At 66.3% G+C, this 12,393-nt stretch carries 15 protein-coding genes; 7 read left to right on the top strand and 8 right to left on the bottom strand.

Annotated features, from left to right (window positions below; genetic code table 11):
• The first annotated feature begins 230 nt into the window (after positions 1–230).
• Together sstT and AS93_RS0109770 are read left to right on the top strand one after the other, a co-directional pair.
• Complete coding sequence (gene sstT, locus AS93_RS0109775; protein WP_027590444.1) at positions 231–1,448, top strand: serine/threonine transporter SstT; 1,218 nt, start codon at positions 231–233, stop codon at positions 1,446–1,448.
• Between the two features lie 16 nt (positions 1,449–1,464).
• The gene (locus AS93_RS0109770; RefSeq protein WP_027590443.1) at positions 1,465–2,319 is read left to right on the top strand and encodes a pseudouridine synthase; all 855 of its coding nucleotides are present in this window, start codon (positions 1,465–1,467) and stop codon (positions 2,317–2,319) included.
• On the opposite strand, the gene AS93_RS0109765 is transcribed toward AS93_RS0109770, so the two are convergent.
• Together AS93_RS0109765 and AS93_RS0109760 are read right to left on the bottom strand one after the other, a co-directional pair.
• Positions 2,313–2,519 (bottom strand): SlyX family protein, encoded by a 207-nt coding sequence (locus AS93_RS0109765; RefSeq protein ID WP_027590442.1) that lies wholly within the window; start codon positions 2,517–2,519, stop codon positions 2,313–2,315. The two genes, AS93_RS0109770 and AS93_RS0109765, sit on opposite strands and share 7 nt — an antisense overlap.
• A complete protein-coding gene (locus tag AS93_RS0109760; protein ID WP_027590441.1) occupies positions 2,516–2,947 on the bottom strand; it encodes an HIT domain-containing protein in 432 nt (143 codons plus the stop codon). The genes AS93_RS0109765 and AS93_RS0109760 overlap by 4 nt, the downstream gene beginning before the upstream one ends.
• 355 nt (positions 2,948–3,302) lie before the next feature.
• Between AS93_RS0109760 and AS93_RS0109755 the strand changes: the two genes are divergently transcribed.
• Entirely contained in the window at positions 3,303–4,571 is a 1,269-nt protein-coding gene (locus AS93_RS0109755) for an OprD family porin (protein ID WP_027590440.1), read from the top strand.
• Between the two features lie 119 nt (positions 4,572–4,690).
• Here the strand turns inward: AS93_RS0109755 and AS93_RS0109750 are convergent, their stop codons facing one another.
• On the bottom strand, positions 4,691–5,098 hold the full coding sequence (locus AS93_RS0109750) for a PaaI family thioesterase (protein ID WP_027590439.1): 408 nt from the start codon (positions 5,096–5,098) through the stop codon (positions 4,691–4,693).
• 101 nt (positions 5,099–5,199) lie between these two features.
• On the opposite strand from AS93_RS0109750, the gene AS93_RS0109745 reads away from it, so the two are divergent.
• Positions 5,200–6,915, top strand: a complete 1,716-nt coding sequence (locus tag AS93_RS0109745) for a proline--tRNA ligase (protein ID WP_027590438.1) — start codon at positions 5,200–5,202, stop codon at positions 6,913–6,915.
• Between the two features lie 315 nt (positions 6,916–7,230).
• Here the strand turns inward: AS93_RS0109745 and AS93_RS0109740 are convergent, their stop codons facing one another.
• Genes AS93_RS0109740 through AS93_RS0109730 form a run of 3 tightly spaced genes read right to left on the bottom strand, consistent with a single transcriptional unit; the run spans position 7,231 to position 9,184 of the window.
• A complete protein-coding gene (locus AS93_RS0109740; RefSeq protein WP_037008871.1) occupies positions 7,231–7,503 on the bottom strand; it encodes an acylphosphatase in 273 nt (90 codons plus the stop codon).
• Entirely contained in the window at positions 7,500–7,958 is a 459-nt protein-coding gene (locus tag AS93_RS0109735) for a TlpA disulfide reductase family protein (protein WP_027590436.1), read from the bottom strand. The genes AS93_RS0109740 and AS93_RS0109735 overlap by 4 nt, the downstream gene beginning before the upstream one ends.
• Positions 7,955–9,184 carry a YihY family inner membrane protein gene (locus tag AS93_RS0109730; protein WP_027590435.1) on the bottom strand — a complete coding sequence of 410 codons (1,230 nt, stop codon included), beginning with the start codon at positions 9,182–9,184 and terminating at the stop codon, positions 7,955–7,957. Before AS93_RS0109730 ends, AS93_RS0109735 begins: the two co-directional genes overlap by 4 nt.
• Positions 9,185–9,285: 101 nt before the next feature.
• On the opposite strand from AS93_RS0109730, the gene arsC reads away from it, so the two are divergent.
• From arsC to AS93_RS0109715, 3 genes are read left to right on the top strand one after another with little or no spacing between them, the layout of a single operon-like run.
• Positions 9,286–9,639: an arsenate reductase (glutaredoxin) gene (gene arsC, locus AS93_RS0109725; protein ID WP_027590434.1), complete on the top strand. Its 354-nt coding sequence runs from the start codon at positions 9,286–9,288 to the stop codon at positions 9,637–9,639.
• Positions 9,636–10,241, top strand: a complete 606-nt coding sequence (wrbA, locus tag AS93_RS0109720; RefSeq protein ID WP_027590433.1) for an NAD(P)H:quinone oxidoreductase — start codon at positions 9,636–9,638, stop codon at positions 10,239–10,241. Before arsC ends, wrbA begins: the two co-directional genes overlap by 4 nt.
• Positions 10,234–10,644: a DUF2069 domain-containing protein gene (locus AS93_RS0109715; protein ID WP_027590432.1), complete on the top strand. Its 411-nt coding sequence runs from the start codon at positions 10,234–10,236 to the stop codon at positions 10,642–10,644. The genes wrbA and AS93_RS0109715 overlap by 8 nt, the downstream gene beginning before the upstream one ends.
• 229 nt (positions 10,645–10,873) lie before the next feature.
• Here AS93_RS0109715 and AS93_RS0109710 read toward each other — a convergent pair whose 3' ends face one another.
• Together AS93_RS0109710 and AS93_RS19115 are read right to left on the bottom strand one after the other, a co-directional pair.
• Positions 10,874–11,887, bottom strand: a complete 1,014-nt coding sequence (locus tag AS93_RS0109710) for a pirin family protein (protein WP_027590431.1) — start codon at positions 11,885–11,887, stop codon at positions 10,874–10,876.
• Positions 11,888–11,951: 64 nt separating this feature from the next.
• A complete protein-coding gene (locus AS93_RS19115) occupies positions 11,952–12,362 on the bottom strand; it encodes a hypothetical protein (RefSeq protein ID WP_037008868.1) in 411 nt (136 codons plus the stop codon).
• Between the last annotated feature and the right edge of the window lie 31 nt (positions 12,363–12,393).

Here is a 12,393-nt window from a genome sequence, read left to right as displayed (position 1 = left end):
TTTTTTTGCCCGACAAAGGACCAGCGGCGCGGAAAATGCCCGCAATTTCCCGCCACTCCCAGTAAAATCGCCCCGCCTTGCCACGGACGGGACGGACCACGTCGGACTCTGCTGCCGACCTACACCCCAATCGCTCCGGTTCTGTACGACAGCAGCCGCCTCGGCTTCTCTCCTACATGACCGGGAACCACCGCTTCGCTTCGCCGCATGGGCGACCCCAGGAAACCCACATGATTCAGCATCCTCTCCTGCAGTTGTTCACCCGCACCAGCCTGGTCGTCCAGATTTTCATCGGGTTGGTCGCCGGCATTCTGCTTGCCCTGTTACTGCCCCAGGCCGTCCCGCACGTCGGCCTGCTCGGCGAACTGTTCATCGCCGCGCTGAAAGCCGTGGCGCCGGTGCTGGTGTTCCTGTTGGTCATTTCTGCCATCGCCAGCCACCAGCAGGGTCAGCCGACCCATATCCGTCCGGTCCTGGTGCTCTATCTCGTAGGCACGCTGTGCGCGGCCATCGTCGCGGTGATCGCCAGCAGCCTGTGGCCCACTACCCTGCCGCTGGCCGAGGCCGCCACCGGCGCCAACCCGCCCGGCGGCATCGGCGAAGTGCTCAAGACCTTGCTGTTCAACATCACCAGCAATCCAATCAGCGCCCTGCTGGAAGCCAACTACATCGGCATCCTCGCCTGGGCCATCGGCCTCGGTCTGGCGATCCGCCAGGGCAGCGACAGCACCCGCGCGGCCTTCAGCGACCTGGCCCGCGGCGTCACACTGATCGTCAAGGTGGTGATTCATTTCGCCCCATTCGGGGTGTTCGGCCTGGTGGCCACCACCCTGGTCGACACCGGCCTGCAGGCCCTGCTCGGCTACGCCCAGCTGCTGCTGGTGCTGATCGGCTGCATGCTGTTCGTGGCCCTGGTGGTCAACCCGGTCATCGTCTGGTGGAAGATTCGCCGCAACCCCTACCCGCTGGTCTTCCTGTGCCTGCGCGAAAGCGGCGTTACCGCCTTCTTCACCCGCAGCTCGGCGGCCAACGTTCCCGTCAACCTGCAGATCTGCGAACGCCTGGGCCTGCACGAGGACACCTACTCCATTTCCATTCCGCTGGGTGCCACCATCAACATGGCCGGCGCAGCAGTCACCATCAGCGTGCTGACCCTGGCGGCCGTGCATACCCTGGGCATCAGCGTCGACCTGCCCACTGCCCTGCTGCTCTGCGTGGTCTCGGCGGTCAGTGCCTGCGGCGCGTCGGGCGTGGCAGGGGGCTCGCTGCTGCTGATTCCGCTGGCCTGCAGCCTGTTCGGCATTCCCAATGAGGTGGCCATGCAGGTAGTGGCGATCGGCTTCGTGATCGGCATCCTGCAGGATGCCGCGGAAACCGCCGTCAACTCGTCGACCGACGTGCTGTTCACTGCGGCCGCCTGCCTGGCCGCAGAGCGCAAGCAGGCGTGACGGAAGCGATGCGGCGTTGAAACACAGCACGCTGCACCTGCCCGCCGGGCGCTGGCCGACGGTGCTCGATTGCCTGTGTGCACATTTCCCGGCGATCGGCCGCGAGGTCTGGCTCGACCGCTTCGCCCGCCATCGCGTGCTGGATGAGCAGGGGCAGCCCTTGCGCGCCGATCATCCCTACCGGGAAGGCCTGCGCGTCCGCTACTTTCGTGAAGTGCCCGACGAGGCGCGCATCCCGTTCGAGGAGCAGGTGCTGTTCCAGGACGAGCACCTGCTGGTGGTGGACAAACCGCACTTCCTGCCGGTGGTCCCCGCCGGCAGCTACGTGCGGGAAACTCTGCTCAGCCGGCTGGTGGAGCGCTTCGACAACCCGCAGCTGGTGCCGCTGCATCGGCTGGATCGCCTGACTGCCGGGCTGGTGCTGTTTTCCTGCAACCCGCAAACCCGCGACGCTTACCAGGCCCTCTTTCGCCAGCAGCGCATCGTCAAACGCTACGAGGCCATGGCGCCGCCGCTGCCTCGGCTGAACTTCCCCGTCCTGCGCCAAACCCATCTTGAGCAGGGCGAGCCGTTCTTCCGCATGCAGGAAGGCGACGGCAAGCCCAACAGCGAAACGCGTATCGAAGTTCTGGAGCCCTGCGGCGAGCACTGGCGCTACGCGCTTTACCCGGTCACCGGCCGCAAGCACCAGTTGCGCCTGCACATGGCCGGGCTGGGCGCGGCGATTCTCAACGACCCGCTGTATCCGAGCCTGAGCGCCGCACCCGAAGACCACACCCGCCCCCTGCAGCTACTCGCCCGGAGCCTGAGCTTCCAGGACCCGCTGAATGGGCAAGCGCGCACCTTCACCAGTTGCCTGACGCTTCAGTAATGGGGCGGAACCTCGTCTTCATCCTCGCTGCCGATCTGCGTCTGCAACTCGTCCTGGCGCTGCGATAACGCACTGACCAGCAGTTGCAGTCGCTCGATGTCGCGCTGCTGGCGAACCACCTCGTCGTTCAGGGCCTGCAGGGTGTCATCCTGGAAAGCCAGGCGGCTTTCCAGGTCGGCGATACGTTCTTCTACCGTCATGCCTTGCCCTCCTCGAAATGGAAATCTTCGGTCAGCACCAGGCCAAGCTTGTCCCGAATGCCTTGCAGCTCGGCTGCGGAATAGGGCTGGGCCGGATGCTTGCCCCACACCGGCGCCGGCCAGGCCGCGTCGCCCTTGCGGCGCACGATCACATGCATGTGCAACTGACTGACCATGTTGCCCAGGGTGGCGACGTTCATCTTGTCCGCCGCGAAGGTGTCCTTGAGGATCTCCGCCAGCTGCGTCGTCTCTTTCCACAGCTGACGCTGGTCCGCCTCGTCGAGCTGGAACAGCTCGCTGACGTCCTCGCGGCGCGGCACCAGGATGAACCAGGGGTATTGCCTGTCGTTCATCAACAGCAGACGGCACAGCGGGAAGTCGCCAATAGGCAGGGTGTCTTTTGCAAGTTGCTCGGCCAGCACGAACATCGTGGTTCTCCTGAGAATTCCGGGCGCCGACGGCGCCTGCCGGGAGGATAGCGCCTGCCCCCGCGTTTTTCATCGCTCCATGGACGCCCGCACAAATGCGCCAGGGCCTTTTTGACTTGCCGGCATTTATTGCTATGCCTTCTTACAGAAGCGTTCTGACGATATCCCATTGATATCGAAACGCCTTTACAACCTTGGACGCGTACCAGCCGCAGGGGGCCTTGAACGAATCCGTCCACCACGTCAATTACCCGCCTTGGATGCAGCAGGTCCAACGGGGTGAGAGCAAGCCTGACGAGGAGCCGACCCGGGGGTACCCGGGCGGCCTCGATCTTCAATCAAAAGGAGCAGTCACATGCACGTGATGAAGTTGAGCGCAATCGCCCTGGCCGTTACCGCAGGCGCCTCCCAGCTGGCCATGGCCAGCGCCCAGTCCGAAGCGAAGGGACTGATGGAGGACAGCAGCCTTGATCTCTTCAACCGCAACCTGTACTTCAACCGCGACTTTCAGAACAACGCGCCCGGCACCCAAAGCAAGGTCGAAGAATGGGCGCACGGCTTCACTGCCACCTTCGAGTCCGGCTTCACCCAGGGCCCGGTCGGCTTCGGTTTTGATGCCTATGGCATGATCGGCCTGAAGCTGGACAGCAGCCCGAGCCGTGCCGGCACCGGCCTGCTGCCCGTCGGCTCCGACGGCTACGCCGAGGACGAATACGCCGAGGCTGGCGGCGTGGTCAAGGCGCGGGTCTCCAGCAGCGTGCTCAAGTACGGCCAGCAGATCGTCGGCGTGCCGGTGTTCGCCACCGACGACAGCCGCCTGCTGCCGGAAACCGCGACCGGCTTCCTGCTGACCAGCAACGAACTCGAAGGGCTGGAGCTCAACGCTGGCCATTTCACTGCCTTGAATGCCCAGGCACAGACCGGCCATGACAGTGTTGGCCTGAAACGTCTCGACTTCGTCGGCGGCACCTACGCCGTCGACGACAACTTCTCGCTCTCGCTGTACTACTCGGACGCCCACGACGCCTTCCAGAAAGTCTACGGCAACCTCAATTACACGGTGCCGCTGGTCAACGAGCAGTCGTTGAACTTCGACTTCAACATCTACCGTACCGATTACGAGGCAGAGTACACCGGTACCGGCGATGACGAGGGCAACACTATCTGGAGCCTGGCGGCCACCTACAGCCTGGGCGCCCACAGCTTCATGCTGGCCTACCAGAAGTCCATCGGCGGCTTCGACGGCATTGGCTACGACTACGGTATCGATGGTGGCGGCACCGTGTATCTGGCCAACTCGGTGCAGCGCTCGGACTTCAACGCCCAGGACGAGAAGTCCTGGCAGGCCCGCTACGACCTGGACCTGGCGGCGGTCGGCCTGAACGGCTTCAAGTTCATGACCCGCTACATCTACGGCGACGACGCCGACGTCGGCACCACCGACAACGGCAAGGAATGGGAACGCGACATCGAACTGCGCTACGTGGTGCCGGAAGGCCCGGCCAAAGACCTAAGCCTGCGCCTGCGCCAGGCCACCTATCGCAGCAGTGACGGCGTCTACTACGGCTCGCCGAGCATCGACGAGGTGCGGGTGATCATCGAGTACCCGCTGAGCATTCTCTAACCAGTCGCGGACGAATCCGCTCCCACGCAAGCGGCACAGCCCGTGGGAGCGAACTCGTTCGCGAGCTTCTGGTGCCGGCGCTCACCCGATCGGGCCTAGTGCGCCACCAAAGCCCCACCTTACCCCGGCAACGCGTAGGTCCCGGTGACATGGGCCACCAGCACATCCTCCTGCCCCGCGCAGAACAGGGAAACCTCGCAGACCGCCTGGCGTCGGCCCAGGCGCAGGATGCGCGCCTCGGCCAGCAGATCGACTGGCGCGGGTTTGGCCAGGAAATTGATGTTCAAGTGACTGGTGACCGCCATCTCCACCCGGCCCAAGGCCCCCAGCACCACGGCATACATGGCCGTATCGGCCAGCGCCATTTGCACCGGACCCGACAACGTGCCGCCCGGCCGCACCAATCGCCCATTGAACGGCACCCTTGCCAGCGCCCGCTCACCATCGACCCGTTCGATACGCAGGTCGATGTCCTCGGCCATCGGCACGCCTGCGCGGATCAGTGCCTGCACCTCGTGTGCGCTCAGATTCGCCATGTTCCCTCCCCGGTTTGTGCCTGTACGCCTTGTTGGCGTGGCCGTACAATGCCGGGCTCTATTCCGCTCCCGCAACGGACGAAACGGCCAACATGCGTACCAGTCAGTATCTCCTCTCGACCCTGAAAGAAACCCCGTCGGATGCCGTGGTGATCAGCCACCAACTGCTGCTGCGCGCCGGGATGATCCGCAAGCTTGCCTCCGGCCTGTACACCTGGCTGCCGATGGGCCTGCGCGCCCTGCGCAAGGCCGAAGCCATCGTGCGCGACGAAATGGTCAAGGCGGGCGCCCTGGAAGTGCTGATGCCGGCCATCCAGCCCGCCGAGCTGTGGCAGGAGTCCGGCCGCTGGGAGCAGTACGGCCCCGAGCTGCTGCGCCTGAAGGATCGTCACCAGCGCGACTTCTGCGTCGGCCCGACCCACGAGGAAGTCATCACCGACCTGGCCCGTAACGAGCTGAACAGCTACAAGCAGCTGCCGATCAACTTCTTCCAGATCCAGACCAAGTTCCGCGACGAGATCCGCCCGCGGTTCGGTCTGATGCGCGGCCGCGAGTTCATCATGAAGGACGCTTACTCCTTCCACCTGAGCCAGGAGTCGCTGCAGGAAACCTACGACCGCATGCACCAGGCGTACTGCAACGTGTTCACCCGCCTGGGCCTGAACTTCCGTCCGGTGCAGGCCGACACCGGCTCCATCGGCGGCACCGGCTCCCACGAATTCCACGTGCTGGCCGAGTCCGGTGAAGACGATATCGCCTTCAGCGACAGCTCCGACTACGCCGCCAACATCGAGAAGGCCGAGGCCATTCCGCGCGAGAAGGCACGCGGCGCCGCCAGCGAAGCCCTGCGCCTGGTGGACACTCCGGATGCCAAGACCATCGCCGAGCTGGTCGAGCGCTACAACCTGGCCGTCGAGAAGACCGTCAAGACCCTGGTGGTGCATGCCGCCGAGGAAGGCAAGCTGATCGCCCTGATCGTGCGCGGCGACCACGAGCTGAACGAGATCAAGGCCGCCAACCACGAACGGGTCGCCAGCCCGCTGGTGTTCGCCTCCGAAGCCGAGATCCGCGCCGCCATCGGCGCCGGCCCGGGTTCGCTGGGCCCGGTCAACCTGCCAATCCCCTGCATCATCGACCGCTCCGTGGCGCTGATGAGCGACTTCGGCGCCGGCGCCAACGTCGACGACAAGCACTACTTCGGCATCAACTGGGAGCGTGACCTGCCGCTGCCCGAAGTGGCCGACCTGCGCAACGTGGTGGAAGGCGACCCGAGCCCGGACGGCAAGGGCACCCTGGTGATCAAGCGCGGCATCGAAGTGGGCCACATCTTCCAGCTCGGCACCAAGTACAGCCAGGCCATGAACCTGAATGTGCTGGGCGAGAACGGCAAGCCGGTCACCCTGATCATGGGCTGCTACGGCATCGGCGTGTCCCGCGTGGTGGCCGCCGCCATCGAGCAGAACTATGACGAGCGCGGCATCCTCTGGCCGGACGCCCTGGCGCCCTTCCAGATCGCCATCGTGCCGATGAAGTACGAGAACGACAGCGTCAAGCAGGCCACCGATGCGCTGTACGCGCAGCTCACCGCCGCCGGCTACGAAGTGCTGCTGGACGACCGCGACAAGAAGACCAGCCCCGGCGTGAAGTTTGCCGACATGGAGCTGATCGGCATCCCGCACCGCATCGTGGTCAGCGACCGCGGCCTGGGCGAAGGCACCCTGGAGTACAAAGGCCGCCGCGATAGCGAAAGCCAGAACGTCGCCCTCGACGGCATCCTGGAGTTCCTCAAGCAGCGCATCGGCGGCTGACGCCGGGGGCGGCACGTTTGGTGGATCGGTGAAGCGTGATCCACCCTACTATCGCCCCAGCGCTGGCCTCGACCCGTAGGGTGGACAACGCACCAACTCGCCGGCACAGCGCGCCTTGCGGCACGCGCGGTGGATCGGTGAAGCGTGATCCACCCTACGATTGCCTCAGCGCCGTACCTCGATCCGTAGGGTGGACAACGCCTTCCTTGTCCACCATCGCGCCGGTACGGCGCGCCTAGCCGGCCGCGCCTGGCCGGCCGCGCCTGGCGGCGGCGCTTGGTGGATCGATGAAGCGCGATCCACCCTACGGTTGCCTCAGCGCCGGACCTCGAAATCCGCATATCCCTGCGGCGCCTGTTCCTGCACCTGCACGCCGGTGACTGCCGCCTTCGGCGGCCCCTGCTCCAGCCAGCGCGCCAGGGCGCGCACCGCCTGCTCCTCCCCTTCCAGCCAGGCTTCGACCCGCCCGTCCGGCAGGTTGCGCACCCAGCCGTTCACACCCAGCGTCGCCGCCTGCTCGGCGGTGCCCTGGCGGAACCACACGCCCTGCACCCGGCCGCTCACCCATGCCTGCAAGGCAATGCTCATGAGCCCTCCCGCAGCGCCTGCAGCCTTGCCACCAGGCCGTCGGCGGTCTGTTCGCCGAGCAGCCGCGCGCGCACCTTGCCACGCTCGTCCACCAGATAGGTCACCGGCAGCACGCCACTGGGCTCAAGGCCAAAATGCTCGGCCGGATTGTCGGCCAGCACGGTGAAGTCGATACCCATGCCCTCGGCCGCCCGCAACAGTGCGTCGCCCTGCAGGCCGTCGAAATTGACGCCCAGCACGCGCACCTTGTCGATCCGCTGCGGCAGGGCATTCAGCTCAGGGATCTCCTTGCGGCACGGTGCACACCATTCGGCCCAGTAGTTGATCACCAGCCACTGGCCCTGCAGGCTCTCGGGCGTCACCGTCTGGCCATGCTGGTCGGTCCCCAGATCGGCCGCGCCGCAACCGGCCAGCGCCACGCACAGCGCCAGCGCCCATCGCTTCCATCCGTTCATGTTCTTTCCTCGCGACCAGCGCTCAGCCAGTCACCCAGGTTGCCGTGAAAAATGTCCTCGCGCGCCTGCTCCAGCTCCGCCAGCCCTTCGCGCAACGCCGGATACCAGCCCTCCGGCAGCTCCTCCGGCAGGCTCTGCAATGCCGGCAGCACCCAGGGGCTGCGCGCCAGCAGGCGATCCAGCGGGTAGGCATTCAGGTCGCGACACAGCACCCAGGCGTTGCCGGCCGTACGGCATACCAGGTGCTCGCGCTGCAGGAAGCCGAGAATCTCGTGCCACTCCTCCTCCGGCAGCGGCCAGCCCTCGCGCCGCAGCTGCGCATGGCGCAGCGTCGCGCCGGTGCGCTGGCGATCCTGAAAGATCCGCAACACACCCAGCAGCGCCAGCAGACGAGGCAAGGGACGCGTGCGCCAGGCACGGGTCGATGAGAGATTGCAGGCCAGCTCTGCGCCGAGCAGCACGATCAGCCAGCATACGTAGATCCACAGCAGGAACAGCGGCACGGTGGCGAACGCGCCGTAGATCAGCTGGTAGGCCGGGAACGCGCTGACGTACAGGCTGAACAGCTTCTTCGCCGCTTCCACCAGCAGCGCGCTGAACAGGCCGCCGAGCAAGGCATGGCGCACCGGCACGCGGGTGTTGGGCACCACCGCGTAGAGCAGCGTGAACGCGGCGACCTCCAGCAGCAGCGGCGCGATGCGGATCAGCCAGGTGACGTCGAACAGCGCGTCCGGCCCGACCAGCAGCGACAGCGAGGCCACGTAGGTGCTGATGGCGAAGCCCGCGCCCAGCAGCAGCGGCCCCAGGCTGAGGATCGCCCAGTAGATCAGGAAGCTGCTCACCCCCCGGCGCGGCTGGTGCACCCGCCAGATGGTGTTGAAGGCCTTTTCGATGGTCAGCATCATCATCAGCGCGGTGACCACCAGGAAGATCACCCCCACCCAGGTCAGCTGCCGGGCCTGCTCGCTGAACGCCTGCAGGTAGGAGAGCAGCGTCGCCCCGGTGGAGGGCACGAAGTTGCGGAAGATGAAGCTCTGCAGCTCGCCGCCCAGCTCGCGGAACGCCGGCACCATCGAGATCACCGAGAAGGTCACCGTCATGGTCGGCACCACCGCGAACAGCGTGGTGTAGGTGAGCGACGCGGCGCTGTCCAGGCCGTTGTCGTCCAGGAAGCGGCGGAACAGGAACCGCCAGAACTCCACCCCATTGGCCAGCCACTGCCGCATGCCGTCTCCTCGCCGAATCCACCGGCGCCGCGAAAGCCCACGCGCCTCCGCCAACCCGGGCGGGTAGAATACCCGCCACCTTACGTCGGAGGCGACCTGCCATGAGTGAATTGACCCTCTACCACAACCCGCGTTGCTCCAAATCGCGCGGCGCGCTGGAACTGCTCGAAGCCCGCGGCCTGGCCCCCACCGTGGTGCGTTACCTGGAAACCCCGCCCAGCGCCGCAGACCTGCGCACCCTGCTCGGCAAGCTGGGCCTGAGCGCTCGCCAGTTGCTGCGCAGCGGCGAAGAGGAGTACCAGACCCTCGGCCTGGCCGATGCGGCATTGAGCGAGGACCAACTGATCGAGGCCATGGTCGCCCACCCGCGGCTGATCGAGCGGCCGATCCTGGTGGTCGGCGACAAGGCCGTGGTCGGCCGTCCGCCGGAGAAAGTGCTGGAGATCCTGCCGTGAGTTCACCCTACATCCTGGTGCTGTATTACAGCCGCCACGGCGCCACCGCCGAGATGGCCCGGCACATCGCGCGCGGCATCGAGCAGGCCGGTTTCGAGGCGCGCCTGCGCACCGTGCCGGCGGTGTCCACCGAGTGCGAAGCCGTGGCCCCGGAGATTCCTGCCGAGGGCGCGCTGTACGCCACCCTCGACGACCTGAAGCATTGCGCCGGCCTGGTGCTCGGCAGCCCGACCCGCTACGGCAACATGGCCGCCGCGATGAAGTACTTCCTCGACGGCACCAACAGCCTGTGGCTGACCGGCGCGCTGGTCGGCAAGCCGGCGGCGGTGTTCACCTCCACCGCCAGCCTGCACGGCGGACAGGAAAGCACCCTGCTGTCGATGATGCTGCCGCTGCTGCACCACGGCATGCTGATCTGCGGCCTGCCGTACAGCGAAGCGGCGCTGATCGAGACCCGTGGCGGCGGCACGCCGTATGGCGCCAGCCACCACGCCGGCGCCGACGGCAAGCGTCCGCTGGACGAGCATGAAATCGCCCTGTGCCGCGCCCTCGGCCTGCGCCTGGCGCAGACCGCCGGCCAACTGGGAGAGCGCCGTGGCTAAGCAAAAGAAACCGCTGCCGGCCATGGAATGGCTACAACCGCGCGTGCGCTTCACCCGCTGGGTCAGCCTGATCGGCTACCTGGCGCTGCTGCTGCTGATCGGCGTCTGGAACGGCGTCTTCGCCGACCTGCACGGCGCACGCACCTGGGTGGTGCTGAGCATCGTGCTGGTGCCGCTGCTGATCCTCGCCCCCAGCGTGCTGCTCGGCCACGCACGCGGCCATGCCTGGCTGTGCTTCGTGGTGAACATCTACTTCATCCAGGGCGTGCTGGCCGCCTTCGACCCGGCGCGTGCCCTGTACGGCTGGGCCGAAGCGCTCATCAGCCTGGTGCTGTTCTGCAGCGCGCTGATGTACACGCGCTGGAAGTTCCAGCTGGATCGCAAGCTGGCCGGGGAAAGCTGAGCCGCACAATCGTAGGGTGGATCGCGCGTTCACCGATCCACCAAGCGCGCCGCGAGGCGCGCCGTTCCGGCGCGATGGTGGACAAGAAAACGTTGTCCACCCTACGTCGCGGTACGGCGCTGAGGCAATCGTAGGGTGGATCACGCTTCACCGATCCACCATGCGCCGCACAAGCGGCGCCGGGCCGGCGCGGTGGTGGACAGGCACACCGTCGTCCCCCCATAGCCACTTAAACCTCCGGCCTTTCCATCCGCCCATCCGGATGCTGCGCAAAGCGCCCCGACGTACCATGCGTATGCTCGCGGCTCGGCCAGGGCCAGCCGCCGAACTCGGTGCGCTGGTAGTCGCGGATGGTCTGCACCAGCTCTTCCTGGGTGTTCATCACGAACGGGCCGCGCGCGGCCACCGGTTCGCCGATCGGCTTGCCCTGCAGCACCAGCAGCTCGATCACCTCGCCACTGTCGTTGTGCAGCGACGCCGGCTGGTTGGCGCGCACCTCCACCATCACCCGGCGGTCGAAGCGGGTATCACCAACCACGAAGGAACGCCCGGTAGTCAGGTAGATGGCCCGCCGCGCCCGATCCGAGGCCGCCGGCAGCGTGACGCTCGCGCCCGGCTCGATGCGTACGATCCAGATGGCCACATCGGCGTCCGTCTCGCTGGCCCAGGACGCACGCGGCGGCGTAAGCGCGCGCACCGCGCCGTAATCCCCCGCGATCACCTCCACCTCGGCACCGGGCAGCGTCACGCGCGGAATGGTATGCGCCCAGAACATGGTGAAATCCGGCGGCGCCAGCTTGTTCTTGGCCGGCAGGTTCAGCCAGATCTGGAACAGGTCCAGGGTGTTGTCCTGGTCCTCGTGCACCAGCGGGAACATCTCGCCGTGCTGTACGCCGCTGCCGGTGGTCAGCCACTGCACGTCGCCCTCGCCGTAACGGGCGGTGGCGCCCAGCGAATCGGCATGGTCCACCAGCCCCCGGCGCACGATGGTCACGGTCTCGAAGCCCCGGTGCGGGTGGGCCGGGAAGCCCGGGATCTCTTCGCCGTGGTACATGCTCCAGCCGCCCCGGCCGCTGAAGTCCATGCCGATGTCGCGCCCGCGCAACAGGGTGGCATCCGGCCCCAGGCGGCCGTTGCCCCTGGGGTAATGGTCCTGGTGATAGGCGGCGAAGATGAAGGGATCAATGCCGGGCATCTGCGGGCCCAGCGGTTGGGCGCCGAGGATCAGGGATGACTGGCTCATGTTTCAGTACTCCTGCGGACAACGGTCATGCCGGCCATGCTACCCGGCCCCAGAGCCGCCGCCATCAGCCCTCGAGATCGATGCCCAGCTCCTCGCACCACTCGCGCAGCGCCTGCCGCTGCGCCTGGGCTTCGTACTCATACCATTGGTCGAGCATGCCCTTGCGAGCAAGTCGATCCTTGAATGCCGAATAGGCGCCCTTCCTGCGGAACATGTCCTGGACGTCGCCGTAGTCATCTGGCAGAAAACGCTCAGCGAAGCGCAGGACCAGGCTGCGCCCCAGGTCCAGCTCGTTCGGGCCCGGCAGGATCAGGTACTTGTACGACCCCAGGTCATCCGGAAGATCGTCAAGCTGATCACCGTGCGCAGCGACGAGGTAATACGCCCCCGTCTCCTTGTCGACATAGGTCTTTATCTCGTCCGGCGCACCGAAGCTGCCGTACTCGAACGCTTCAAAAAGCTTGTCGAAGTTCATCTCTGCTCCAGTGGGTCGTGAGCTTTGCCTG

It is taken from the genome of Pseudomonas sp. RL, from assembly GCF_000647775.1.
Classification (GTDB): Bacteria; Pseudomonadota; Gammaproteobacteria; order Pseudomonadales; family Pseudomonadaceae; genus Serpens; species Serpens flexibilis.
Note: the sequence above shows the minus strand (reverse complement) of the source record. Positions and strands in the feature narration are given on the sequence as shown.

Coding starts and splice junctions, on each gene's coding strand:
- sstT (WP_027590444.1), top strand. CDS start 231: ATGATTCAGCATCCTCTCCTGCAGTTGTTCACCCGCACCAGCCTGGTC.
- AS93_RS0109765 (WP_027590442.1), bottom strand. CDS start 2,519: ATGACGGTAGAAGAACGTATCGCCGACCTGGAAAGCCGCCTGGCTTTC.
- AS93_RS0109760 (WP_027590441.1), bottom strand. CDS start 2,947: ATGTTCGTGCTGGCCGAGCAACTTGCAAAAGACACCCTGCCTATTGGC.
- AS93_RS0109755 (WP_027590440.1), top strand. CDS start 3,303: ATGCACGTGATGAAGTTGAGCGCAATCGCCCTGGCCGTTACCGCAGGC.
- AS93_RS0109745 (WP_027590438.1), top strand. CDS start 5,200: ATGCGTACCAGTCAGTATCTCCTCTCGACCCTGAAAGAAACCCCGTCG.
- AS93_RS0109740 (WP_037008871.1), bottom strand. CDS start 7,503: ATGAGCATTGCCTTGCAGGCATGGGTGAGCGGCCGGGTGCAGGGCGTG.
- AS93_RS0109735 (WP_027590436.1), bottom strand. CDS start 7,958: ATGAACGGATGGAAGCGATGGGCGCTGGCGCTGTGCGTGGCGCTGGCC.
- AS93_RS0109730 (WP_027590435.1), bottom strand. CDS start 9,184: ATGCGGCAGTGGCTGGCCAATGGGGTGGAGTTCTGGCGGTTCCTGTTC.
- arsC (WP_027590434.1), top strand. CDS start 9,286: ATGAGTGAATTGACCCTCTACCACAACCCGCGTTGCTCCAAATCGCGC.
- AS93_RS0109710 (WP_027590431.1), bottom strand. CDS start 11,887: ATGAGCCAGTCATCCCTGATCCTCGGCGCCCAACCGCTGGGCCCGCAG.
- AS93_RS19115 (WP_037008868.1), bottom strand. CDS start 12,362: ATGAACTTCGACAAGCTTTTTGAAGCGTTCGAGTACGGCAGCTTCGGT.